Origin of the sequence: Acinetobacter seifertii (assembly GCF_016064815.1) — a bacterium.
GTDB lineage: Bacteria > Pseudomonadota > Gammaproteobacteria > Pseudomonadales > Moraxellaceae > Acinetobacter > Acinetobacter seifertii.
On sequence record NZ_CP065820.1, the window covers coordinates 1,343,087 to 1,368,068 of the forward strand.

Genomic DNA, 24,982 nt, shown 5'->3' on the forward strand with positions numbered 1-24,982 from the left:
GGGCTTTTTTGTTGGTCTAATTTTTAATAGAGAAGAACTTTTGAAATTTTTGCCAGTTATTTTAAGTTTGGCTTTTATAACAAATGCCTCTTATGCCGATCCTTTTGATTCCAAACCAGCTTCTGGGCAAGTTGAAATTCCGAATATTGGTAGTGGAATAGGATTGCTTGACCAACAGAAAGAAAAATTTATTGGTGAAAAAGTTTTTCGTGAAGTTCATAAGCAAATGCCAGTCATACAGGATGTATGGCTGGAAGATCAGTTTTTTCAAGTCTTCTCTAATATTTTGGGTCAAACACAGCTTGGGCAACCTATTGGTCTAGTTGTAATTAAAGACCCTCAAATTAACGCATTTGCTGTCCCAGGTGGGCTATTTGCATTAAATACTGGCCTTATTTCATCTGCTCGCAATATTGATGAGATTGCTGGTGTGATGGCACACGAAATTGCTCACGTTTCTCAAAGGCACTTTAGTCGTTCAGAAGAAGCCTTTAAAGGGCAAGCACTCTTAAGTTTGGCTGGTTTGCTGGCAGGCGTAGCTTTGGCTGCTCAGGCGGGTGGAGATGCAGGGGCGGCAGTCATGTTGGGTACGCAAGCTGCACTTTTGGATAAGCAGCTTACCTATAGCCGTAATCAGGAGCGTGAAGCCGATCGGATCGGAATGCAATATATGTATGCCGCAGGTTATAACCCGCAAAGTATGGCAGATTATTTTGAAACGATGCATAGGGCAACTAGCCATGTAAGTTTCCTGCCGGATTTTTGGCTTACCCATCCTTTAACGACTGAGCGTATGAGTGAGGCTCGCCTAAGAGCTAATCAAATGCCTCGTGTTAAAAGTCGAATATATGATGTCGATTTTGAAATTTTAAAATGGTACACCATGGTGGTTGCTGGAGAAGCTACAGAAAATCAGCTTCAAAGTTTAGCCTCACAAAAAAATCTGGCAGGGTTATTAGCGTTGTCTGCATTTTATTTAAAACAAGGTGATTATACGCAAGCTCAAACAACCTTAGATCAAGTAAAATCTAGTGGTAAGCCGCTTGTTTCTTTAATTCAAACAGATATTTATTTGGGGCAAAATAAACTTGATCAGGCCTATAATTCTATTGCGCCATTGCAAATGACCATGCCTGAAAATAAAGCGTTTAGCTATAAGTTGGCTGAGGTTTTGTTACGTCAGGGGAAATATGCACAAGTACAGACACTTGTTCAGCGTTTTATTAATAAAAATGCCCGAGATATTCAAGGGTGGCAACTATTACAGCAAGCCGCTAATTTAGATAAAGAGTCGCCTTTAAGGGCGGTGAATGTGTTGCGCTATCGAGCAGAAGCACAATTTTGGTCTGGTAGTGAAGAAAATGCAATTAAATCGATGTTACATGCACAGCGACTTGCAAAAGACAATCATGCAATGTCTGCTAAAATAGATAGCCGCTTAAAGCAAATGCAAGATGAACGACGAATGAAAATTTAGGACGTGTAGAGTAATCTTGTAATTTTCGCAGACACGAATTTACTTAAACTGACAAGTAACTGAAAGCTTGGTCTAAGAATGTATAAGGAAAGAGGAGGGAATTAAGCTAACTTAGCTTTAATTTTTGCTGAAACTTGAGCAGGATCGGCACGTCCGGCTATGATCGGACGTAGAGAATTCATCACCTTACCCATATCTTTCATGCTAGTTGCTTCTTGAGCAGCAATCGTTTGCTCAATGATAGAATCAAGCTCTTCCTCAGTCATAGCTTCTGGTAGAAACTGGGAAATAATCTCAGCTTCGGCTTGTTCTTTACTAGCTAAATCATCACGACCAGCACCTTCAAAGGCTTTGATCGATTCTTTACGTTGTTTAATTTGCTTTTCAATGACCGCAAGAACCTGAGCGTCGCCAAGCTCTATGCGCTCATCAACTTCGATTTGCTTAATTGCTGCTTGTAGACTACGCAAAACCGTCACTGTTGCCATATCTTTGGCACGCATAGAAGTTTTTAATGCATCAGTAATTTGGTCTTTTAAAGTAGTCATAATTTCAGCAGTCAATCACAAATTAATTAGTAAAGGCGAGTAGTACGTACAGATTCGCGAGCCAATTTCTTTTGGTAGCGTTTAACTGCAGCAGCTTTTTTGCGCTTACGTTCTTGAGTTGGTTTTTCGTAGAATTCGCGCTTACGAACGTCAGCTAAAACACCAGCTTTTTCGCATGAACGTTTGAAACGACGGATAGCTACGTCAACTGGTTCGCCTTCTTTCAACTTAACTTGTGGCATGTAAAATCCTCTAGATTATGGATAAGATCAGGCACACCATTGCGCCGGATCACAAGTGAAGGTCAGTATTTTACTCATTTACAACTCATATCACAAGTCTATAATAGCGATTGCAATATTTTGACTCATATAAAAGGCAGTTTTGATGATTGTTTTAGGCTTAGAAACTTCTTGTGATGAAACAGGGTTGGCACTTTATGATAGCGAACTCGGCTTGCGGGGACAGGTTCTTTATAGCCAGATAAAACTTCATGCTGAATATGGTGGGGTGGTTCCAGAATTGGCTTCTCGTGACCATGTTCGTAAGCTTATTCCTTTAATGAATCAATTGCTTGAACAAAGTGGTGTAACGAAACAAGAGATTGATGCAGTTGCTTATACGCGTGGCCCAGGTTTAATGGGAGCATTAATGACAGGTGCATTGTTTGGAAGAACTTTAGCTTTTTCTTTGAATAAGCCTGCGATTGGTGTTCACCATATGGAAGGGCATATGTTGGCTCCATTACTTTCAAGTCAGCCACCCGAATTTCCATTTGTAGCATTGCTTGTTTCAGGTGGTCATACACAATTGATGGCTGCCCATGCAATTGGTCAATATGAACTCTTAGGTGAGTCTATTGATGATGCTGCTGGTGAAGCTTTCGATAAAGTTGCGAAAATGATGAGCTTGCCATATCCGGGTGGGCCAAATATCGCAAAACTGGCGCTATCTGGTGATCCGCTAGCATTTGAATTTCCACGACCAATGCTTCATCAAGGCCTAGATTTTTCTTTTAGTGGCTTAAAAACTGCAGTTTCTGTTCAATTGAAAAAATTGAACGGCGAAAACCGTGACGCTGACATTGCAGCTTCATTCCAAGAAGCAATTGTAGATACCTTGGTGAAAAAATCAGTAAAAGCTTTAAAGCAAACTGGGCTTAAGCGTTTAGTAATTGCAGGTGGGGTAAGTGCAAATTTACGACTACGTGAACAGTTAGAAACTTCTTTAGCGAAAATTAAAGCGCAGGTTTACTATGCGGAGCCTGCTTTATGTACTGATAATGGTGCAATGATTGCATTTGCAGGTTATCAGCGTTTAAAAGCCGGCCAACATGATGGCTTGGCTGTTACGACTACACCACGTTGGCCAATGACTGAACTTACTATTCCTGAATAAAATTATTTATCTGCAAAGGCTTGTTGGTTTTCAATATCTATATATTCGATATAACCACGGCCTTGCACTTCATTGCCAAAATAATGACCAGTAAATATATAACTACTTGCATAACCTTGCCCATGACCATAGCGGAATGGGCAGTCAATTTCTGCCTGAATATTTAAAATAATTTGCTTTGCATCATTTCTAGCAATCCAAGAAAAGTATTTGGGAAGTCGCATTTTCTTGCCCGTTGGAGAAATGAAGTCATCAATTTGATATGAAATAATATCAAAGCTGACATCTGTATAAATCTCAGCTGGTTGATCAAGATGTCTAATATGCAATGTATAAGTTACTGTTTGACCCGCAATATCTGCTTTGGTTAGAAGAAGTTGAGTATTTTCATTCAAATTGATGATTTGATAGGTAAAAAAATCCAGCGGTAATTTATGGTTTTCAGGGATAAGTTGATTTGTGAATGAGTGGGGGCCAACTGCTCGAGCATATTCGTAAGTGCAAAGTCCTTCGCTTTCAATGTATTTATCTTGATAATTTAAAAAACCTTTAAATTTGGCTAATAAACTCAAATGATCATAAACAGGCGTTTTTACAAACCATGAAACATGTGAGGTCACATCAATATCAAAGTCAAAATCTAGACTTTCATAATGTCCATTAATATGAATTTTAGGAAATTTTCCTTGAATTGAAATTTCCTGACCTAGTTCGATTGAGCTTCCATCTTCATTAATTTTTGTATCTCTAGGAATGATATAAGCCTTAAGCAAAGCTTTCTCTAAAGCCGCTGTACTTGAAAAGAAAGTCGCTGTTTTTCTGGGATTGCCAACAATAATGTCATCGTGATCAAAAGCAAGTGCACCAGGTGTGCCTAATAAAATCATAATATTTAAATAGCGATGCGGTTCTGGCAAAAGGGGAAAAAAGATGCCGTAATGAGTCCAGCTATAATATTTTTCGTCAACACGTGGGCGAATGATATGAGATTGAGTAAAAGGAAGCGTTGAATATTTTTTTGCTTGGTCTAAAAAGCCTTGTGCGAATAACAAACTTTTAGCAATAGTTTTGCTTGCGATAGAAAATTTTGGCAATTGTTTTTTCATATATAAACCTAAAAGAGGGTGATCTTGGTTTTAGGTTATGAAAAACAACTGCCAAAGCTAAGCGGTTTACAGGCCAAAGCTAAGGCTTTGTGGGACATTTTATTTAACTGTTAGACAACTCTTTTAAAGCATTTAAACCAATCCAATGCTTAGAAAACTGATAAGCTGCACGACCAGAACGCTGACCACGCATTTGGCACCAACGTAAACTCTCAGCACGAACTTCATCATTAAAAGGCATGTTTGCTTTATCAAGATAATGTTCTACGATTTCTAAATATAAATTTTGATCCATTGGATAGAAAGATAACCATAAGCCAAAACGGTCTGATAGAGAAATCTTTTCCTCAATCGCTTCTTGAGGGTGTAGTTCGGTATATTGAGGTACATCCACCTTGGTTACAGGCGTATTTTCATGCATGAACTCGGGTAATAAGTGACGGCGATTACTGGTCGCATAAATAATAAAATTTGTTGAACCCGATTGTAATGAACCATCTAATACACTTTTTAGACTACGATAATTTTCATCTTCAGCATTAAAAGCTAAGTCATCACAGTAAACGATATACTTTTCAGGGCGGTTTTGAATGATTTTTTGGATTTTAGGTAAGTCTGCTAAATCATCACGCTCAATTTCAATTAAACGTAATCCTTGAGTTGCATACTCAGTGAGTAAAGCACGTACTATAGAGGATTTGCCTGTACCACGTGAACCCGTTAGCAGTACATCATTTGCAGGTAGGCCATTTAAAAACTGCAAAGTATTTTGAATGATTTTTTCTTTTTGACGTTCGATGCCTTTTAAGTCATCAAGATAAATATTCTTAGGTGTATAAATTGCTTTAAGTTGCTGGTTTTCCCATCTAAAAGCTGGTGCAGTGAAATCAGTTTCTTGTTTCGGTTCAGGTAAAACCTGCTGTAACTGATTTAATACAAGTGATAAGGTTTGAACTAAATTGTCGGGTAAATCAATGGTAGCCATGGTTAATCAATCATGTTAAACAGTAATTTACTAGGATACTAACACCGAAATTTGCAAGCTGACAAAAAAGATACTGCCAATCTAGTTTATCGGTTTTGCAATTGATTGAAATGTTCAGACCGCGCATAGTGTTGTCATGTCTATTCAGTAAAATCATCTGTGAAGATGAGGACGAAATATGTTTGAAAAAATACGAAGTGATATGAATCCGCATCAGGCTTACCGTATCAAAAAATTACAACGTCAATTAGACATGGCTGAATCTTATGAAGAGTGGAAGTCTTTTGCATTAAAACTGGATGAAGAAACAGGTGCACAAGAGTGGAAATTCGATAATAGTTCACCTTATTTTGATGCTGAGCTCATTTCTTATCGTTACACTTTACTGAAAAGATATCGTCAGCAACATCGTACTTTAGATTTGATTTATCTTTTAAAAGAAGGGCTAACTTACGATATTGCAAATATTGGTCACCCTATGTTGTTTGCTGCAACGCATGTAGGTACAAAAAAATTAATTGAAGATTATATTGAAGAAGTCAGCCAAAGCTTGGCTTATATTGCTTCTAGTGAATGTATTACCTTTCAAAGAAAAGAAAAAATCGAGTTTTTTGAAAATTGTGAAAAAGCATATGGACAACCCGCGCTTATGTTTTCGGGTGGTGCAACTTTAGGTCTTTTTCATACAGGTGTATGTAAAGCTTTAATTGAACAAGACTTAATGCCAAAAGTGCTATCCGGCTCAAGTGCTGGCGCGATTATGACAGGCATGCTAGGAACTTCTGCCAGTGAAGATGTTCAAAACTTGTTAAATGGCGAGCAATTTTTTAGTGATGCGTTTCATTTTAGAAAGCTTCGTGAACTTATAAAAGGGAATGGGGGCATTGCGGATGTTCACTATTTGAAAAAATTCCTTATCGAAAACTTAGGCGATTTGACTTTTGAAGAGGCATTTAAAAAATCGGGTTTAAATATTAATGTGGCCGTTGCACCATACGATGCAACAGAAAACCCACGAATTATGAATGCAATTATGACACCCAACGTTTTGGTTTGGAGTGCTGTATTGGCTTCTTGTGCTGTGCCAGTTTTATTTCCCCCTGTGCGTTTAACCAGTAAGCGCTATGATGGTGAACATACACCTTATATGGCAAATACAAAATGGGTCGATGGCAGTGTGCGCAGTGACTTTCCACAAGAAAGAATGGCTAGGCTTTATAATTTAAACTACACCATTGCCAGCCAAGTGAATCCGCATGTTGTGCCATTTATGCAAGATGATGCACACCGTTTCCGTAAAGATCTTTTAAGTTGGCCAGAACGAATTTTAAGACGCCAAGGTAAAGTCCTGTCTATGGGAGTAATGGACTTTACCCGTCAAAGACTCGGTGCTATTTCTCCTGTAAGAAGATTGCTTGATCATGGGTATGGGGTAATAGGGCAGCGCTATTATGGCGATGTCAATATTATTGCTAAATATGGCTTAAAACATTATGCCTATACATTGCAAAACCCTCGTCCGCATTTGTTTAAGCGTTTACAAAGAGAGGGTGAGCGTGCGACTTGGCCGAAAATTTCTTCTATAGAAACTCATGCACGTATTGGTAAAACTATTCAGCATTGTTTAGAAGTTCTACGTTTTGAAGAAAAGAGACAACAACCAGAGTCTTATTATGCTGAAGCATGATTTTGCTTCTCATATAGAAAATCTAAAAAGTGTGACAAAACCTAAAAGTGCAGATTTAGGACGGCATCTATGGACATGTACTATAGATGCCCATCACTACTGGCTAAAATATCAAGTGCCACACGTATATGCTCAAAATGAGCAAGATTTTTTGCATGAATTGCAATTTTATGAAGATATTCAGCATAAAAACGTAAATTGGCTTTTACCATTTAAAATAGTTGATGCCGACACTGTTTCCCAACTACAACAACATGAAGGGAAAATATTAATTTTGCCGGATACAGATGACTGGTTTGATCGTTCCATCGCAAAGCAAAACTTAAAAGATATTTATGAGACAGTCTTTAGCGCACTTAAGGCTTTAACAGCGCTTCATGAGCTGGGCTGGATTCATGGAGATATAAAAAGGGAACACTTTCGAAAGTTTGAACAGCAACTCTATTTAATTGATTTTGAAAAAACACGGCTTATATCGAGTCCTGATTCAATCGTTGATGCTACCCCAAGATATATGGCTCCTGAACTGTTCCATGGAGCAAGTAAGAGTATACAAAGCGATTTATATGCTTTTGGAATTGTTTTGTATGAATGGTTAAGCCAAATGCGTTTACAAGCAAATAGTTATCATGATTGGGCTGTATTGCATTGTCAAAATTTAGACATTCAGTTGCCTGATTCAGTTCAAGTTTTTTATCCTTTACTGGCGGGATTATTGCAAAAACAACAGAAAAATCGGTTTTCAAATGCATTTGAAGCGATAAATTGTTTAAAAGTACATTCAAACTTATAAAAATCATTGATCTAGTATCTGTATACAATTTACACGGTCAGTTTTTTTTAGAAAAAAAACACTTGTCACTGTTAGATCTTATCGCTAATATACACAGCCATCGGGGGCGTGGCGAAATTGGTAGACGCACTGGATTTAGGTTCCAGCGCCGCAAGGTGTAAGAGTTCGAGTCTCTTCGCCCCCACCACTTTAAGTTAAAACTTAAAGTTGATTTGAATGTTAAGTCATTTAAATCTTGGAAGAGGATTGGTGTAATGGTAGCATGACGGTCTCCAAAACCGTTCGTCAAGGTTCGAATCCTTGATCCTCTGCCACATTTATTTTAAATAAATGTCCCAGATGGGGGCGTGGCGAAATTGGTAGACGCACTGGATTTAGGTTCCAGCGCCGCAAGGTGTAAGAGTTCGAGTCTCTTCGCCCCCACCATTGAAAAAAGCAAGACGACGATCTTGCTTTTTTTATGATTAAATCTAAAGGGTTTAATTGTACATATAGAGGATTGGTGTAATGGTAGCATGACGGTCTCCAAAACCGTTCGTCAAGGTTCGAGTCCTTGATCCTCTGCCAAGATTCAAAAAAGCCCCATAACAGGGGCTTTTTTTATTTTAGTCGAAGAAAAAATTCATAAAGATCATTTCAAGATTTTAGATTTAAGTAAGTTTGTAAATGGTACTGGTTGGTGTAAAGTTATTGAAAACTCTATATATGCGGAACTAAATCCTAATTTTTGGGATCCGGATCCTGATGAATATTAAAGCTATGGATAACACATGAATTCAATAAATCGCAGTAGTAAGTTCTTTCTTGCAGTTTTTCTGATGATGAGTCTTTCAAATACATATGCAGCAAAGACACAGGTTGAAGAGGTTGATGCAATGGAAGCTGCTGGAGCAGAAGTGGCACAAGCGGGTGGGGCGGATGTTAGTGGAATGAACGGTCAATGTCGTGCTGATGAAGCTTGTGATGCTGTAACTTCTGTAGCTCCTGTTTCTGAGGATGAAATGTACGGTGGTATTGAACAGGAATATGTTGTAAAAGGCTGTAAAGTAACGGTCTACAATGATGGGCCGGTGAAAATGGTCGATGTAAAGACAGATCAACCATGTAATGCTCCACTTCCTAAAGGTCATAAATTCTCTAAAAAGAACCATTAATTATTTTGTGTAGCATTTTTAAACAGGTGCTATTGAAATGAATTTACCAAGCCTCAAGCCTACTGAGAGTAAGGGGTTTGGTTTTATAATTAATTCTAATTAACTACTATAGAAATTAGTCCAATCTTTTTATTGTTGAAATCACTATTTTTTTAAAACCTATAAAAATAACAACATCTGACTTTACCTGTAGATTTTGTAGTTCATCTTAAAACCCACTGATTTATCAAATACTTTGTCTGTTTTATTTTAAAACAGTTGTCACTTTTTGTGCTTGACGATAAATAGAGTGACTATTATCCTTTGCGTGCTGGCCTACATTGCCAGTCGGTTGTCGCAGACCGTCCCTCAAAAGCATTAAAAGATTGTTCTTTTAGTGTGTATACCCTCGTGCCCCCTCTATGGCGGAACGGAGGGGGACACCTTCGGGTGTGCTGGGTTTTTTGAGGCCAGTCTGCGAACCCCTTTCGTTCTGCCACCATATTTTAATGTCTGGCAGAACTCCCAATAAAAAGGAGTTGGCTTTGCACATCCATTATTTCTTGGCAGCCTTTGCCAAAAGCTATAACAACACAACTTAGTTTATTAACGAGTTTGATCGCCATTAGGTTTATCAAGCTTTAAATCGTCACGACCAAAAACTTAGCAACTATAAAACTCAAGATGTGCCATGCACAGTCTTTATGGGTTTTGCTGTGCCTTTTTTTCTCCCAGAAAGGGCACAGATTTTTTTATCTCATTTATATACAACAAAAATTTATTTTATAACGGTAAAACTATGCCAAATTTAATTTTCCCAACACGTGCTTTAAATGTTGTAAAAAAAGGGATTCATCTTTTCCATCACGGTGGATTCCACACTGTTGGCGTCGACAAAATTGTGAGAGAAACCGAAGTCACAAAAATGACGTTTTATAATTATTTTCACTCTAAACAGCGCTTTATTGAAATCTGTTTAATCGTGCAAAAAGAACGTCTTCAAGAACAAGTGATTGAAATGGTCGAATATGACCACGCTACAAGTACACTAGATAAACTTAAGAAGCTGTACTTTTTACATAGCGATATAGAAGGGCCATATTACATATTATTTAAGGCCATTTTTGAAACAAAAATTAGCTATCCAAACGCTTTTCAGACCGCAGTGAGATATAGAATGTGGCTCACCAATGAAATTTATAGTCAGCTCAGACAGTTAAAAACCGATGCAACATTTAATGAGGCCAGACTCTTTTTATATGTGATTGAGGGCACAATTATCCAACTGTTAGATAACTGCAATGTGGCTGAAACAGAGAAGGTACTGGATTACTTTTTACTAAGGGTGGGACAGGTTTATCCTTGAGATTACAAATATAACTATATGCATAAAGTGAGGCTTGAATTGATATTACTTTAGCTTTAGTCTCTTATGAAACTAAAGCTAATCAATATAAATTCAGGTCATCAAAAAATTAATAATAGAGGTTTTTTTAAACAATATTGTAAATAAAACTTTATTCAATATTTTCATATTCTGGTAGTTCTCCCCACTGCCAACGTTTTTTAGTCGTTAGAACTAAAATGATAATACCCAAAATTGTACCGATCGGGAATCCAAGCAATAATAAGACTCCAACACCCTGTGATAAATTTTTGCCCGATTCAGTCCCTTTAGATACTTCATTTGAAGCTCTAAAGTGTAAAGCACCTAAGCCCGCATAAATGGCAAGAACAAAAACAGAAAAAATTAAGTTTTCTTTTTTTATTCCATAATTTGCCAGTAGGAAAATTGCTATGATCAACATTAAAATATAAAAGCCTGTTACACAGCGATGAACGTAAAATAAATTTTTATTTAAATGCATATTTACTTACTTTTTTAACTATTTATGTGATTTTATCAAATTGTTAAATAAAATTGTCATGTCTATATATTTTTATACCTATACATAAATATTTTTAATCACTGCTGATTCTTTTCTTAAGCATCTCCATAAAGGTTTTTAAAATATTATTGTGATTTTTACCTTTATGAGTAATTAAGCATATAGGGGTACTGTAATGCATACTGTCTTTTGCAACGGGTTGCATCACACCATCTTCAACCCATTTTTTTGCATAATGGTCGGGTAAAAAACCTAAAAATTTGCCAGTTAAAATCAGAAAAGCAATCCCTTCGCGGTCACTTGCCGTGGCTTTACAGTCTAAAAGCTGATGTAACTTTGCGGCTTCCGAGGTAATGGCATAATTAGGAAGAATGGCTTGCCATTTTTTTAATTCATTTAAATTGATGCTACTACATTGGTTAAATAAAGGATGGTTTTTGCCGCAATATAAAAATGAACTTTCACTATATAAATCGAAATAGTCTAAACCAGACAAAGCCGTTACAAGGGGAATAACGCCTGCATGCAAACGGTTATCGAGCACACGGCACTCAATATCTGACAAAGTGCTCATACTAATATTAATAATAACTTCGGCGTGCTCTTCGGCAAGTTGAGTCAAGGTGTTGGTGATATAACCCCTAGGCATAGTCACAAGGTTGTTAATAATGCCGATATTAAACTCACCCTTAAGACGGTTATGCATTTGGTTGACTTTAGAGCGGAAGTCTTCAATCGCTGCTGTGAGCACTTCAATATATTCTAAAATTTCCCGTCCTTCATCGGTGAGGGCAAACCCAGCACGGCCTCGCTGACATAGTCGAATCCCCAGACGATTTTCTAAATCACTCATATGCAAACTAATTGCAGAGCGGCTAATACCTAAAATACTTTCGGCAGATGTAAAGCTGTGACAGTCGCAAACCGTTTTAAAAATTTTGAGAAGTTTTATATCAAAATCAGTAACTTGATTTAATTTTTTAGGTTTCATTTAGTTTTGTTTTTTTAAATCTAAACTCAAGATAATTTGAATTTATCAAACTTATCTCGCTATGTACACTCAAACCATAATTTGAAAATAAACAGGAATGGTTATGTTTGATACGGATAAATTTAGCGACTCTGAGCATACTTTAGATGCGGTTCAACCTAATAATAATATGCATATAAATTATCAGGCACACTGGATGCCTTTCTCTGCAAATCGAAACTTTGCTAAAGACCCGCGCATGATCGTCGGTGCAAAAGGGTCATACCTAATTGATGATTCGGGCCGTGAAATATTCGATTCACTTTCAGGCTTATGGACGTGTGGTGCAGGCCATACCTTGCCCGAAATTCAACAAGCGGTGAGCGCTCAGTTAGGTCAGCTCGACTACTCACCAGCGTTCCAGTTTGGTCATCCATTGTCTTTTAAGTTGGCAGATAAAATTGTTCAGCACATGCCTGAAAAACTACAACACGTTTTCTTTACCAACTCAGGTTCAGAGTCGGCAGATACGTCTATAAAAATGGCGCGTGCTTATTGGCGCATTAAAGGTAAACCAAGCAAAACCAAATTGATTGGTCGTGCCCGTGGCTACCATGGGGTAAACGTTGCGGGGACAAGTCTAGGTGGGATTGGCGGCAACCGCAAAATGTTTGGTCAGCTTATGGATGTAGACCATTTACCGCATACCTTACAGCCGAATTTAACTTTTACCAAAGGCTGTGCAGAAACAGGCGGGGTAGAACTTGCCAATGAAATGCTTAAGTTAATTGAGCTACACGATGCTTCAAATATTGCAGCCGTCATTGTAGAGCCTATTTCTGGTTCAGCAGGTTGTATTGTGCCGCCAACGGGTTATTTACAGCGTTTAAGAGAGATCTGTGATCAGCATGACATCTTGTTAATTTTTGATGAGGTGATTACAGGTTTTGGCCGTTTAGGAACATGGACGGGGGCCGAATATTTTGGTGTAACACCAGATATTTTGAACTTTGCGAAGCAAGTCACCAATGGTGCGATTCCTTTAGGTGGTGTGGTGGCAAGCCATGAAATTTACTCTGCGTTTATGCAGCAAGACTTACCCGAACATGCCATTGAATTTACTCACGGCTATACCTATTCGGCACATCCGGTTGCTTGTGCGGCCGCTTTAGCTGCGCTTGAAGTTTTAGAGAAGAAAAACTTGTTAGCTCAATCGGCGGCGTTGGCACCAAGTTTTGAAAAAATGCTGCATGGTTTAAAAGGCGCACCGCACATTTTAGATATTCGCAACTGTGGTTTGATTGGTGCTTTGCAGTTAGCTCCGCGTGATGGCGATGCCACCATTCGAGGCTTTGAACTCGGTATGAAACTCTGGAAAGAAGGATTCTATGTTCGCTTTGGAGGCGACACACTTCAGTTTGGCCCAATGTTTAACAGTACAGAAGCAGATATTGACCGCTTAATGAATGCCGTGGGCGATGCGCTTTATCAAGTGAAATAAGGCTTAGAGACATTTCATGGGTATCTATAACGGTAATAGATGCTTATTAAAAAAACTAAATGAAAAATACAGTTTGATCTGAAAATTAATTGTAGTAAGGAGTAACAACAATGACAAATGGCCTAGAAGATTTTAGCTATGACGAAGTTTCAACTGAAAATGGTACGCATAGTGAACAAGCCAAAAAAGTGCTAGGGCATTTCATTCAAGGAAGAATTGTATCTAAAACGGCAAGAAAACAGCCAGTTTACAATCCTGCGACGGGTGAAATTAGTAAAGAACTCGAAATTGCAGATGCTCAAACGGTAAATGAAGCCGTTCAGGTGGCCGAGCAAGCATTTCCTGCATGGCGAGATACACCAGTTATTAAACGTGCGCGTGTTATGTTCAACTTCAAACAATTATTAGAACAAAATGCCGAAAAGATTTGCGCTTTGATTGGGCAAGAACACGGTAAGATTTCTCATGATGCTCAAGGTGAATTACAACGCGGTATTGAAAATGTTGAATATGCTTGCGGCGCACCAGAGCTTTTAAAAGGGGAGTTTTCAAAAAATGTCGGTCCAGATATCGATTCATGGAGCGAGTTCCAGCCGTTAGGTGTTGTCGCTGGTATTACACCGTTTAACTTCCCAGCTATGGTCGCTTTATGGATGTTTCCAATGGCACTGGTTTGCGGTAACTGCTTTATTTTAAAACCTTCTGAAAAAGCGCCTTCAGTGGTTTTATACCTTGCAGAATTATTAAAACAAGCAGGTTTACCTGACGGCGTATTTAACGTGGTAAATGGTGACAAAGAGGCGGTAGATGCCTTATTAAATCATCCACGTATTCAGGCAGTCAGCTTTGTAGGTTCAACACCAATTGCTGAATATATTTACCGCACAGCAACTTCAACAGGTAAACGTTGCCAAGCATTAGGCGGTGCAAAAAACCACGCGATTATTATGCCGGATGCCGATATTGATAACGTGGTGACTTCATTATTAGGCGCTGCTTTTGGTTCTTCGGGCGAACGTTGTATGGCACTTTCGGTTGCGGTTGCTATTGGCGATGAAGTTGCCGATGTTGTGATTGATAAGCTGACTCAGGAAATGAAAAAATTGAAGTTCGGTAACTATGCCGATGCAAGCAATGACTTTGGGCCACTGATTACCCAAGCACATAAAGACAAAGTGCAGGCTTATATTCAAAGTGCAGAACAGCAAGGCGCAAAAATTGTGGTAGATGGCCGTGATGCAAAACCTGCAGGCTATGAAAAAGGTTTCTTTGTTGGGCCAACTTTAATTGACCAAGTCACTCCAAACATGACCAGTTACCAGCAAGAGATTTTTGGTCCTGTACTGCAAGTTATGCGTGTGAATAGTATGCAAGAAGCGATGCAGCTCATTAATGACCACGAATATGGCAACGGTACTTGTATCTATACCCGTGATGGTGAAGCAGCACGCTATTTTAGCAGTCATATTCAAGTCGGTATGGTGGGTATTAATGTACCTTTACCAGTACCTGTGGCTTACCACAGCTTTGGTGGCTGGAAACGTTCGTTGTTTGGTGATTTACATGCGTATGGTCCAGATGGTGTCCGTTTCTACACACGCCGTAAAACCATTACTCAACGTTGGCCATCGGCTCAAGTCCGTGAAGCAAAACAGTTCTCAATGCCAACTTTAAATTAATTTTTACTATCAGGGAAAACAGCAGTTTTCCCTTTTTTCATAACTGTAGGATTTTGACATGTAATAGATTGTTTTTATGGATATATTTTTAAGGAATGAAATATGAATAATGATACAACAAAAAAATTAGGCGAAGGACTTTCAAATCGCCATATCACAATGATTAGTATTGGCGGTGTTATTGGCGCAGGTTTATTTGTCGGTTCATCTTCTGCAATTGCCAAAGCAGGCCCTGCGGTCATTCTTGCATACCTGATTACCAGCATTATGGTATTTCTGGTGATGCGCATGTTAGGTGAAATGGCCGTTTTAGAGCCAGACACTGGTTCATTTTCTACCTATGCCCGTAAAGCAATTGGCCCGTGGGCAGGCTTTACGATTGGTTGGTTATATTGGTGGTTTTGGGTACTTGCGATTCCGGTAGAAGCCATTGCAGGTGCTGAAATTTTACATTCGTGGTTTCCGGGCGTTTCAGTTTCTATTTATGCATTTTGCTTTATTGTGTTCTTAAGCTTAGCCAACTTTTTTAGTACTAAAAGTTTTGGCGAGTTTGAGTTCTGGTTTTCATTAGTCAAAGTCGTTGCCATTATTGGCTTCATTATTATTGGTATTTTGGCAATTTCAGGTGTTTGGCCTTTAGCTAAAAATGTTAGCGGTGTTGCCAATTTATACAATAACGCAGGTTTTATGCCGCACGGTATGGGAGGTATTTTATCTGCCATCTTAATTACGGCGTTTTCATTTTTTGGGGTAGAAATTGTCTCGATTGCCGCAGCCGAGTCATCTAACCCTAAACAGAAAATTAGACGTGCCACCAATTTGGTGCTGTACCGTATTATTCTTTTCTTTGTGGTTTCGATGTTTATTGCCGTTTCACTTGTCGATTGGCGTTCACCAGACTTACAAAAGTACGGGACATTCCAATACGTTTTAATGAGCTTAAACGTACCGGGTACTAAACTTATCATTGATACGGTTGTGTTTATCGCCGTAGCAAGCTGTATGAATGCCGCAATTTATACGTCTTCTCGTATGCTATTCCGCTTAGGAACACGCAATGAAGCACCGCAGGCAGTCACTAAAGTGAATTATGCGGGTGTACCTGCTATTGCGGTGTTTTCCTCAACATTTATTGGTTTAGTGTGCTGTGTTATTAACTATGTATTTCCAGGAAAAGTATTTAGCTTATTGCTCTCAAGTACAGGGTCAATTGCGTTGCTGGTATACTTGGTTATTGCGTTTTCACAGTTACGTTTAAGACATAAGCTAGAGGCAGTTGGAGCGGAAGTTCCATTTAAAATGTGGTTATTTCCATGGCTGACTTGGTTTGTGATTATCATTATTTTAAGTGTGCTCGCTTATATGTTCTTATCACCAGCATATAGTTATGAAACAACTTTATCCTTAGGGGTGACTTTGGCTGTGGTGGTTTGCGGATTGGTTGTGACCCGAAAGCGTAAAGTAACTAGCTCGGTTGCTATAAATCAGAGTAATTTATAAAAATATTAAATAAAATTTTAATGCTATAAATAAAAAGCTCCTTAATGAAAAAGGAGCTTTTTATTTTTTAAGTCTGATATTTTTATTTTAGTTGTTATTTATATTTTAAATAGGCGGCAGAGTTATAAAATAACTCTGCCAAAGACTTAAATCGCTTGCCAGTTTTCTTTAACTTCTTGTGAATTTTTATTTAAAATCACTTGATCATCTTTTACCTCACCAATCCAAGAGGTTGGAATAAGGTGGTGTTGATCGTTTTCATCACGAGTAAGTTTTAACTGGTTTTCACCTTCAAGGTGATCGACAGTTCCTACTTTTGTGCCACAAGAAGCAATAACGTCGGCATGTTTTTTAATATCATTAATATTTAAAGTATTCATTTTTTGACCTCTTCTTTGGAAATAGAAAAACCGTAGAAACTAAATTACTGGATAAAATCGGAGAAATCTTTGTTTTTTAATAAACCTTACATGATTATTTTATATTTTCACTTAAGCGATATAGTTAAATAACAATGAAATAAAAAGAAATATTCATTTAATAAAGATTGTATAAAATATCTTTTTATTACATTTTTTATCTTTAAATAAACAGAATTATTTCGATATGTTTAAGTGAATACTTTTGAATAATTATTTGTAATGAATATTAAAATATCTATAAATATGAAAATCTTGAGTATGTTGAATGAGTTTGAAGATACTCATGCTGAAAACAAAAGTCAGCTACGCCAAGATTTACTCTACAAATTGGTAGATTTGGCTAAAAATTTACCCTATCCCGCATCAGGTCAAACCTATCAGCGGTGGCAAATGTTTGCTCAAATTGCAGGGTACGACTTAAGTCTTGCTAAATTATTTGAGTCGCATTGTGATGCTTTAAGTATTTTAAATGAACTGGGTTATCAAGCTGAAATAGACAACCAGACTTGGGCAGTATGGGCAGCAGAGGGTGGGCCTGTACCCATACAAGTAGAGAACAATCACTGTAGCGGTATCAAAACTTGGTGTTCAGGTGCTGAGTTTATTCAAAAAGCCTTAATGAGCTATAGGGACAAACAAGGTCAAGCACAGCTTTGTATTGTTGAATTGGCTCATCCTTCGGTTCAGGTTGACCTCAGCCACTGGCAAGCAGTCGGCATGCGGGGAACTCAAACAGCCCAAGTACATTTTGACAATACTCCCGTTACGGTTATAAGTCAGCCAAATCGCTATTTGGAACGCCCCGGATTTTGGCATGGTGCCGCTGGTGTCGCTGCGTGTTGGTATGGTGCGGCGGTACGTTTAGTTAGCTTTCTACATGAAAGCTGCAAACTTAATCCAAACGCATTTAAAAAAATGTATTTAGGAGAGCTAGCTCAACAGCTTTCTGTAACCAAACAGTATTTTCAATATATTGCCAAGCTTATAGATGATGAGCCTATGCTCAGCCATGAGCGTGAAATCCGTATATTACGTGCCCAAACAGAACAATGCTGCCAGAGTGTTATTCAAATCGTTGGTAAAGCTTTAGGCGCAAGGCCTTATTGTGAAGAAGCTATATTTTCTCAGCTCATTGCTGATTTGCCCGTCTTTATTCGACAGAGCCATGCAGCTTTTGACTATGAGTCTATTGCAGAACTCTGTTTGTCGGAGAAAAGCTTATGGGAACTGTAAAGCATCCCTTGGTCGAGGACCGCGTGATTTCAGGTGAAGGGACACCGAAGTTCAGATGGCTAGAGGCATTTAAAAAGCAGCCTTTAGATGGGCTGAATTTACAGTTATTTCAATCTAAACGAGTTGTGATTGTTGCGCCGCATCCTGATGACGAAGTGCTGGGTTGTGGTGGTTTAATGCAACAGCTAGTCAAAGAAAACTGCCACATTATTATTGTGGCGGTCAGTAATGGCACGCAAAGCCATCCGCACTCAACAAAATACAGCCCAGACCAATTAAACGATTTACGGCCACAAGAAACTTTAGCTGCTTTGGATAGTCTAGGTGTGTCAGATCATTCTGAACGAATAGCTTTAAATCTTATGGATGGTCAGATTCATTTGCAGACTCGTCAGTTGAATCAAGCGCTCAGCAGAATCGTTCAGCCCGAAGATATTTTAGTTTGTAGCTATGAATTTGATGGTCATCCCGACCACGAAGCCGTCGGAAAAACGGTACAGGCCTTTGCAAAAGCTCATCAGTTACTCTGTCTACATGTATTGATTTGGGCATGGCATTGGGCAGAGCCTTTAGACCCACGGATTGATTGGTCCAAAGCAAAAGCTTATGCCCTAACGGAAAATCAGTTAATTAAAAAACATCAAGCGCTTATGCAATTTAAAACCCAAATTGAAGCCGATGAAAGCACAGGCAATTCCGCCGTTTTATCTTCAAGTGCAATTAGCCGGCTTTTAATGCCTTATGAGGTATATCTGAGTGACTCATTCTCGTATGTATTTTGAGGAGTTGTATCGTACTAATAATGATCCGTGGGGCTATGATTATCACTGGTATGAAGCCCGTAAAAGACAAATCTGTCTTGCATTATTAACACGACCACACTATCAAAATGTTTTGGAAATTGGCTGTTCAAATGGGCATTTAAGTGTTCATTTGGCAAAACGTGCGGCACATCTTTTATGTATTGATGTATCTGAGCACGCCGTTCATTTAGCGACTCAGCGCTTACAATCATTTGAACATGTAACTGTAGAAAATAGGAAAATCCCTGAAGAGTTGTACGAACAAAAATTTGACCTGATCGTGATTAGTGAAGTGGCGTATTACCTCACATGTGATGAGTTAGATGAGTTTATTAAAAAATTAAAGCATGCATTAAAGCCAGAAGGCGAAATTCTTTGTTGCCATTGGCGACACGATATTCAAGATTTTGAATTGAATGCCCAGCAAGTTCACCAAAGCTTTCAGCAATATTTTCCATTTCATCACTATTTAAGCCTAAACGATCCAGATTTTATGGTTGATGTTTGGACGGTTAGCACATCATCCATAGCTCAGCGAGAACAATTACGATGAAAATAGGTGTGGTAGTTCCAGCGCATAACGAAGAGCAATATTTATCTGCCTGTTTACACTCGATTCAGGTTGCCATCGAAAGAGTTCCACATGAACAAATCGAGGTCATGGTTGTACTAGATAGCTGTACAGATATGTCGCGTTTAATTGTACAGCGTTACGGAGTAAATTGGATTGAATGTGATTATGAATGCGTTGGCAAGGCCCGGGATTTGGGTATTCGCCAACTTATTCAAAATGGAGCAAGCTGGATTGCCTGTACAGATGCCGACACTATAGTTAGTTCAGACTGGTTAAGTTGTCAAATTCGACATCAACCTACCGATGCAATTTGCGGTATTGTTACTTTAGATGATTTGAGTCATTTATCGGCTCAAAAACAAAAAAAGTATTTATCACATTATCAAGATTGTATGGATCATCATCATATTCATGGTGCAAATTTAAGTTTTAGTGCTGCTGCTTATATGCAAGTGGGCGGTTTTGAGTCCATCCCATGTCATGAGGATGTTTCACTGATTGAGAAACTGACCAGACATTGCTGCAATATTACTTGGAGTAATTTAGTGCGTGTAACGACCAGCAGTCGCTTGGAAGGCAGAGCACCTCAAGGTTTATCAAATTTTTTAGAAAATCTTTAATTATGATAATTTTATTAAGTTTATTTTAATAATTGCTTTTTATTCTTAATATATATCCTCTGTTACACCGATTGTTATAGTGTTCATTGCGTTACATCTTTTGCCACATCACCCGATGTGGTTTTTTTTATTAAAAAATAACCAAACTGCGACTTGTAATGTTCAAACAACTCAACAACCGTACTCTATATTTAGCACGATAAAACAAAAAATCTAGTACTAGGGATTTAATACATTTTTTAGTCTTGGGAGTTTGAGCGAAATTTGGGCTTTTTATAAAAATACCTAAAATTATGATTTTTATAAGAAAAAATATAAAGTAATTCTAAGAAAGGTGTGTTAATTTGAAAATTCAATTAGTAATGAAATTTTATATTTCACGGAAGTCTTATGAACGTTCGACTGTGTTATGCCAGCCAACGAAACGAAAAAAATGAAGATTTGCTACAAGATTTGCGTGATATCCTGACAGAAGCTCGTGATTTCAATGATTTAAACGAGATTTGTGGGGTACTTTATTATGCCGATAATGCATTTTTTCAATGTTTAGAAGGCGAACAAGAGGTGGTAGAGCAATTATTTGAAAAGATCCAAAAAGATGAAAGACACTACAATGTTAAATGGTTATGCACATATTCCATCGACCAAAACGCTTTTCAACGTTGGTCAATGAAATATGTACAACGTAATACAAATATTGAGGCTTTCTTCCTTAAGATGGGAGAAAATACCTTTAACCCAATTTCGCTAGATCAACAAAATCTTAAAAACTTTTTAAATGAATTGTTAGTTGCAGAGCAAACTAAGGTTAATACAGATAAGAAAGTTGGAATGGTCAATCGGGGAGTAAACCCATTTTAACTATTAGATGCGATACCGATATGAATGTTCTTGAGCTTAGGTACTAGTTTCGTCATTACGAGATAAACAATAACCGAAGTCGCGAGCATCCATATCACTTCTAAACTTTGACTAATCACAAACATTGCCCAATAGAAAAAACTAAATAGAGCAATACATAGACCGCTACCTTTGTAATACCACGTAATAAATATTCCAAACAGAGCCGAAGAAATGAGTAGGTTTAAGGTTTCATTCATTCCGAGATAGTTAAAGAGAATAATCATTAAGCATAAAGCCAACATTGATAGTAAATATACAAATATATTTTTTGCGATAAACATTTTCTATATCCTATCTGAAGAATTAAAAGGTATCTTTCCTCTGTTTCCAGAGGAAAGATAGTACATATTAATTTTTGAGATTCTTTTTCTATTATTGAGAGTTTTTATATTAATAAAGATGACTTTATCATTTTCTCCAGATCTCTTTATTAATATTCAGCTTTCTATTTAATAGTAAAGAGTGCTTATATGTACTGAAATTAATTATAGGAAAAACAAACGCTTGTGTTGTAAGCTTTAGCCTACATGTTTGTGAGACATTGCCTACATTTGTTTAAATAATGATCAAATTTTACAAAGCTTAATTTTTTAAAATAGTTTTTTTTCAAATATTTATTGCAAAATTTTATTGATGTAAGCTTTACAAAAATAACAAAAAGTAACATCCCCTTTAAGAAGGTAATCATTCTGAAAGAAAAGCATTAACTTGCTGTGTGGTTTTTTTATTAATTATTTTTTAACGTTTGATAAAATATTTTATTTTTAAAATAAACTTTTTATAAATAAATTTTATGATTTTTGTGTTTGTGATAATTTTTTGACACTAAGTAATATTATCTTGTTGTAGATTTATATATTTAAAATATAAAGGTGGTTTAAAATTTTGGAATAAAATATATTGAAATATAAATGTGATTAAAAAGAATAATTTTGCAAAATTTGATATTCACCAGTGTAGTTTTGATTGACTACACCGGTGTTGATGTACGGATAAATTAACTTGAACGTGTAGCTAACCAGCTATTTATTTCTGGCCAAACAGAAGTAGGTGCTTGGCTGCCAGAAACTATACCCATATGACCACCTGAAACAACTTTAAACGTTTTATCTTGGCTGCTAATTAAATCCATAAGTGGCTTCACAGCATCACTGGTCACAATAATATCGGTACTACCTCCTACAGCTAACACAGAGCATTCAATATCTTTAAGATTGGCAGTGAGTTCACCAAATTTAACTACGCCCGTTGAAAGTTCATTATCTATCCAGAAACGAAGAATAATGTCTCGCATAACGCCGCCTGGATAAGCCAGCATGTTATCTATAAATGAACTAGAGGTGGCGTGGTCTACTATAAATTCTCGGTTATCTAAATTTTTAAAAAGTTGCCAATAGGTTTTTAAGTTGCCAATCGGGTCAGTTAATTTAAAACCTAGAGTGTTTTGCCAGCCATGTATATGGAACACTTTACTTGGTACATGTTGGCGAATACGAAAAGGCGTGTGTTTACGAACCCATTCGGCAGGTTTGGTTAGGCTTCCATAGAGTTTGCCCATATAGCCTGCTTTGTGAGTGTCGATCGGTGAAGCAAGAATAATCAGATTTTTAATATCTTTATCTTTAAATAACGCGGTATAGCAGAGTGAAAGTGCACCGCCCAAACTCCAGCCATGTAATGAAAGCTGCTGTTGTCCACTATGTGCACGGACTTGCTTTAAAAGTTCAGGCATAAAAATTTTTACATAAGTACCGAAATTATATTTTGCCTGATGTAGTGTTGGTACGCCCCAGTCTATTAAATAAACATCAAATCCTTGAGCCAAAAAGTAACGAATAAGGCTGCGTGTAGGGAATAAATCGTAAATGAGCATGTTGACTGCCAATGGCGGAACAATCACTAAGGGGACGCGGTGTTTATGCTTAGGAACTTCAGCCTCATTTCTATAGTGACGTAAGCTCATAATTTCATGCTTATAAATCACATCAAAAGGCGTTTTTCCTGACAAGGCAATTTGCTGGCCTCTAAAAAACAGATCTGATGCATTGGCTAGCATGTGCGGTAGTTTCTGACCAGCATGTTTTTTAAGAGATGTTTTAAGCGATTGCACCTGCGGCACATTTTGACGAACTTTAAGCAATAAACTCATTGAATATAAAACCTGTAAAGATGTTGCCCAGAGCAATAACGAGCTGGTTTTGAGGCATATTAACGATAAAAATAGGGGAGTTCAGTGACTTAAAAGACAGTATTTTTTGCTTAAGATATCAAGTCACAAATACTATAAAAATATGAATTTTTTAATGTAAGTTTTTGATATTAATAAGTTAATAATAATTTTTAGATAAATTTTTATAAATTATTAAAAATTTTAAGCTATTTTTAAGAATAGTAAAAAACACATTGCTAGGGTAATTTTGTAAAGTTTATTTGTGTTTTTTTTACATATGAAAAAATAAAATATAATTATTTTACAATCGATTAGAAATGTAATTAGAAAGTAGTATATATGGAATTTGTTTTTAATGGTTTTTATACACTAATTTCGGCGGTCATCGTTCTACTTTTGGGCCGCTTTCTTGTCAATCGGATTGATTTTTTAAAACGTTACAATATCCCCGAACCTGTAGCTGGTGGTTTGGTTGCTGCTGTAGTGTCTTTACTTGTCCACACATTGTGGGGATATAGTGTTGTTTTTAGCAGTGAGTTGCAAACCAGCTTTATGCTCGTGTTCTTTGCTTCAATTGGTTTAAGTGCCAATTTTATGAAGCTTAAAGAGGGCGGTACTGCTTTAGTTATCTTCTTAATATGTGTCGCTTCATTTATTGTTGTGCAAGATGCGGTTGGTATGAGCCTCGCCACCTTGTTGGGTTTAGACCCACTTATTGGTTTGATTGCCGGCTCAATTACTTTAACGGGTGGTCATGGTACAGCAGGTGCATGGGGTGAAATTTTAGAAACTCAGCATGGTATACAAGGCGCATTAGCGCTAGGTATGGCGAGTGCTACTTTTGGTTTGATCATTGGTGGTGTGATTGGTGGTCCATTAGCTAAATTGCTGATTAATCGTTATGGCTTAGCTCAACCAAAAACCAATGCGGAAATTCAAAATCGTGATACGCATGTTGAACAAAATTCGTATGATCTCGCACCATTTGAAAATCCGCATCAAGTTCGTTTAATTACAGCCGATAATGCAATTACAACATTGGGTATGTTTGCAGCCTGTTTAGCGTTTGCTGAATTTATGACAGGCTTTAGTAAGGGAACATGGTTTGAGTTGCCAACCTTCGTTTGGGCGCTCGGTGGCGGCGTAATTTTAAGAAACATTTTAGAAAGCGTGTTGAAAATTGATATTTTCGACCGTGCGATTGATGTTTTTGGTAATGCTTCTTTATCTCTTTATTTAGCAATGGCATTGCTTTCATTAAAGCTTTGGCAACTTGCCGACTTAGCTGGTCCGCTTGTGGTTATTTTAGGTGCACAAACACTGACCATGGCTTTATATGCAGCTTTCGTGACTTTCCGAGTAATGGGTAAAAACTATGATGCGGCAGTTTTAGCCGCAGGCCATTGTGGTTTTGGTATGGGGGCAACGCCAACTGCTGTTGCAAACATGCAAGCTATTACTAACATGTATGGTCCTTCGCATAAGGCATTTTTGATTGTTCCACTATGTGGTGCTTTCTTTGTCGACTTAATTAATGCAACAGTGATTCAGCTTATGTTGAAATTTATTGCTTAATTAGAAAAAGCCCGTA

At 37.6% G+C, this 24,982-nt stretch carries 24 protein-coding genes and 4 tRNA genes; 19 read left to right on the forward strand and 9 right to left on the reverse strand.

The genetic code is table 11. The features are described 5' to 3' along the window. Nucleotides 1–49 precede the first annotated feature (49 nt). Nucleotides 50–1,477, forward strand: a complete 1,428-nt coding sequence (locus I8T81_RS06330; protein ID WP_077163076.1) for a M48 family metalloprotease — start codon at nucleotides 50–52, stop codon at nucleotides 1,475–1,477. A gap of 101 nt (nucleotides 1,478–1,578) precedes the next feature. On the opposite strand, the gene I8T81_RS06335 is transcribed toward I8T81_RS06330, so the two are convergent. Next, nucleotides 1,579–2,025 carry a GatB/YqeY domain-containing protein gene (locus tag I8T81_RS06335; RefSeq protein ID WP_004700591.1) on the reverse strand — a complete coding sequence of 149 codons (447 nt, stop codon included), beginning with the start codon at nucleotides 2,023–2,025 and terminating at the stop codon, nucleotides 1,579–1,581. A gap of 26 nt (nucleotides 2,026–2,051) precedes the next feature. Continuing rightward, complete coding sequence (rpsU, locus tag I8T81_RS06340) at nucleotides 2,052–2,267, reverse strand: 30S ribosomal protein S21 (protein ID WP_001136722.1); 216 nt, start codon at nucleotides 2,265–2,267, stop codon at nucleotides 2,052–2,054. A gap of 145 nt (nucleotides 2,268–2,412) precedes the next feature. Here rpsU and tsaD point away from each other — a divergent pair, with 145 nt between their 5' ends. Beyond that, on the forward strand, nucleotides 2,413–3,423 hold the full coding sequence (tsaD, locus tag I8T81_RS06345) for a tRNA (adenosine(37)-N6)-threonylcarbamoyltransferase complex transferase subunit TsaD (protein ID WP_005068344.1): 1,011 nt from the start codon (nucleotides 2,413–2,415) through the stop codon (nucleotides 3,421–3,423). A gap of 2 nt (nucleotides 3,424–3,425) precedes the next feature. On the opposite strand, the gene I8T81_RS06350 is transcribed toward tsaD, so the two are convergent. Further along, the gene (locus I8T81_RS06350) at nucleotides 3,426–4,529 is read right to left on the reverse strand and encodes a DUF6670 family protein (RefSeq protein ID WP_198072380.1); all 1,104 of its coding nucleotides are present in this window, start codon (nucleotides 4,527–4,529) and stop codon (nucleotides 3,426–3,428) included. 103 nt (nucleotides 4,530–4,632) lie between these two features. Further along, entirely contained in the window at nucleotides 4,633–5,514 is an 882-nt protein-coding gene (locus I8T81_RS06355; protein WP_198072381.1) for an ATP-binding protein, read from the reverse strand. Nucleotides 5,515–5,692: 178 nt separating this feature from the next. Between I8T81_RS06355 and I8T81_RS06360 the strand changes: the two genes are divergently transcribed. From I8T81_RS06360 to I8T81_RS06395, 8 genes are all read left to right on the forward strand, one after another. After that, nucleotides 5,693–7,201, forward strand: coding sequence for a DUF3336 domain-containing protein (locus I8T81_RS06360; protein WP_004700599.1), 1,509 nt, complete (start codon nucleotides 5,693–5,695; stop codon nucleotides 7,199–7,201). Then, a complete protein-coding gene (locus tag I8T81_RS06365) occupies nucleotides 7,188–7,994 on the forward strand; it encodes a protein kinase domain-containing protein (protein WP_198072382.1) in 807 nt (268 codons plus the stop codon). The genes I8T81_RS06360 and I8T81_RS06365 overlap by 14 nt, the downstream gene beginning before the upstream one ends. 102 nt (nucleotides 7,995–8,096) lie before the next feature. Then, a tRNA-Leu gene (locus I8T81_RS06370) sits at nucleotides 8,097–8,181 on the forward strand. A gap of 53 nt (nucleotides 8,182–8,234) precedes the next feature. Continuing rightward, nucleotides 8,235–8,308: transfer RNA gene (locus I8T81_RS06375), tRNA-Trp, on the forward strand. 27 nt (nucleotides 8,309–8,335) lie between these two features. Next, nucleotides 8,336–8,420 (forward strand) — tRNA-Leu (locus tag I8T81_RS06380). A 67-nt stretch (nucleotides 8,421–8,487) separates the two neighbouring features. Continuing rightward, nucleotides 8,488–8,561 (forward strand) — tRNA-Trp (locus I8T81_RS06385). Nucleotides 8,562–8,869: 308 nt separating this feature from the next. Further along, complete coding sequence (locus I8T81_RS06390) at nucleotides 8,870–9,148, forward strand: hypothetical protein (RefSeq protein ID WP_406935405.1); 279 nt, start codon at nucleotides 8,870–8,872, stop codon at nucleotides 9,146–9,148. Between the two features lie 778 nt (nucleotides 9,149–9,926). Beyond that, nucleotides 9,927–10,493 carry a TetR/AcrR family transcriptional regulator gene (locus I8T81_RS06395; protein ID WP_198072384.1) on the forward strand — a complete coding sequence of 189 codons (567 nt, stop codon included), beginning with the start codon at nucleotides 9,927–9,929 and terminating at the stop codon, nucleotides 10,491–10,493. A 151-nt stretch (nucleotides 10,494–10,644) separates the two neighbouring features. On the opposite strand, the gene I8T81_RS06400 is transcribed toward I8T81_RS06395, so the two are convergent. Then, nucleotides 10,645–10,995 (reverse strand): hypothetical protein, encoded by a 351-nt coding sequence (locus tag I8T81_RS06400; RefSeq protein ID WP_198072385.1) that lies wholly within the window; start codon nucleotides 10,993–10,995, stop codon nucleotides 10,645–10,647. A gap of 94 nt (nucleotides 10,996–11,089) precedes the next feature. Further along, complete coding sequence (locus I8T81_RS06405) at nucleotides 11,090–12,007, reverse strand: LysR family transcriptional regulator (protein WP_198072386.1); 918 nt, start codon at nucleotides 12,005–12,007, stop codon at nucleotides 11,090–11,092. Between the two features lie 97 nt (nucleotides 12,008–12,104). Between I8T81_RS06405 and I8T81_RS06410 the strand changes: the two genes are divergently transcribed. The 3 genes from I8T81_RS06410 to I8T81_RS06420 all read left to right on the forward strand — a co-directional run bounded on the left by I8T81_RS06410 (nucleotide 12,105) and on the right by I8T81_RS06420 (nucleotide 16,666). Continuing rightward, nucleotides 12,105–13,487, forward strand: coding sequence for an aspartate aminotransferase family protein (locus I8T81_RS06410; protein WP_198072387.1), 1,383 nt, complete (start codon nucleotides 12,105–12,107; stop codon nucleotides 13,485–13,487). A gap of 110 nt (nucleotides 13,488–13,597) precedes the next feature. Continuing rightward, a complete protein-coding gene (locus I8T81_RS06415; protein ID WP_198072388.1) occupies nucleotides 13,598–15,166 on the forward strand; it encodes a CoA-acylating methylmalonate-semialdehyde dehydrogenase in 1,569 nt (522 codons plus the stop codon). A 102-nt stretch (nucleotides 15,167–15,268) separates the two neighbouring features. Further along, nucleotides 15,269–16,666 (forward strand): amino acid permease, encoded by a 1,398-nt coding sequence (locus I8T81_RS06420; protein ID WP_077162939.1) that lies wholly within the window; start codon nucleotides 15,269–15,271, stop codon nucleotides 16,664–16,666. Between the two features lie 146 nt (nucleotides 16,667–16,812). Here the strand turns inward: I8T81_RS06420 and I8T81_RS06425 are convergent, their stop codons facing one another. After that, entirely contained in the window at nucleotides 16,813–17,046 is a 234-nt protein-coding gene (locus I8T81_RS06425; protein ID WP_049066400.1) for a DUF2171 domain-containing protein, read from the reverse strand. A gap of 300 nt (nucleotides 17,047–17,346) precedes the next feature. On the opposite strand from I8T81_RS06425, the gene I8T81_RS06430 reads away from it, so the two are divergent. The 5 genes from I8T81_RS06430 (at nucleotide 17,347) to I8T81_RS06450 (ending at nucleotide 21,179) form a co-directional block, all read left to right on the forward strand. Then, nucleotides 17,347–18,321, forward strand: a complete 975-nt coding sequence (locus I8T81_RS06430) for an acyl-CoA dehydrogenase family protein (RefSeq protein ID WP_198072389.1) — start codon at nucleotides 17,347–17,349, stop codon at nucleotides 18,319–18,321. Beyond that, a complete protein-coding gene (locus tag I8T81_RS06435) occupies nucleotides 18,309–19,103 on the forward strand; it encodes a PIG-L deacetylase family protein (protein ID WP_151762364.1) in 795 nt (264 codons plus the stop codon). Before I8T81_RS06430 ends, I8T81_RS06435 begins: the two co-directional genes overlap by 13 nt. After that, the gene (locus tag I8T81_RS06440) at nucleotides 19,078–19,677 is read left to right on the forward strand and encodes a class I SAM-dependent methyltransferase (RefSeq protein WP_086497440.1); all 600 of its coding nucleotides are present in this window, start codon (nucleotides 19,078–19,080) and stop codon (nucleotides 19,675–19,677) included. Before I8T81_RS06435 ends, I8T81_RS06440 begins: the two co-directional genes overlap by 26 nt. After that, nucleotides 19,674–20,318, forward strand: a complete 645-nt coding sequence (locus tag I8T81_RS06445) for a glycosyltransferase (RefSeq protein ID WP_198072390.1) — start codon at nucleotides 19,674–19,676, stop codon at nucleotides 20,316–20,318. Before I8T81_RS06440 ends, I8T81_RS06445 begins: the two co-directional genes overlap by 4 nt. A 390-nt stretch (nucleotides 20,319–20,708) precedes the next feature. Beyond that, the gene (locus I8T81_RS06450; protein WP_004700647.1) at nucleotides 20,709–21,179 is read left to right on the forward strand and encodes an AnBLUF65 family BLUF photoreceptors; all 471 of its coding nucleotides are present in this window, start codon (nucleotides 20,709–20,711) and stop codon (nucleotides 21,177–21,179) included. On the opposite strand, the gene I8T81_RS06455 is transcribed toward I8T81_RS06450, so the two are convergent. Beyond that, nucleotides 21,176–21,502 (reverse strand): hypothetical protein, encoded by a 327-nt coding sequence (locus tag I8T81_RS06455; RefSeq protein WP_004700649.1) that lies wholly within the window; start codon nucleotides 21,500–21,502, stop codon nucleotides 21,176–21,178. The two genes, I8T81_RS06450 and I8T81_RS06455, sit on opposite strands and share 4 nt — an antisense overlap. A 716-nt stretch (nucleotides 21,503–22,218) precedes the next feature. Next, nucleotides 22,219–23,370: an alpha/beta fold hydrolase gene (locus I8T81_RS06460; RefSeq protein WP_198072391.1), complete on the reverse strand. Its 1,152-nt coding sequence runs from the start codon at nucleotides 23,368–23,370 to the stop codon at nucleotides 22,219–22,221. Between the two features lie 360 nt (nucleotides 23,371–23,730). On the opposite strand from I8T81_RS06460, the gene gltS reads away from it, so the two are divergent. Next, nucleotides 23,731–24,966 (forward strand): sodium/glutamate symporter, encoded by a 1,236-nt coding sequence (gene gltS, locus I8T81_RS06465; RefSeq protein ID WP_107972005.1) that lies wholly within the window; start codon nucleotides 23,731–23,733, stop codon nucleotides 24,964–24,966. The last annotated feature ends 16 nt before the right edge of the window (nucleotides 24,967–24,982 follow it).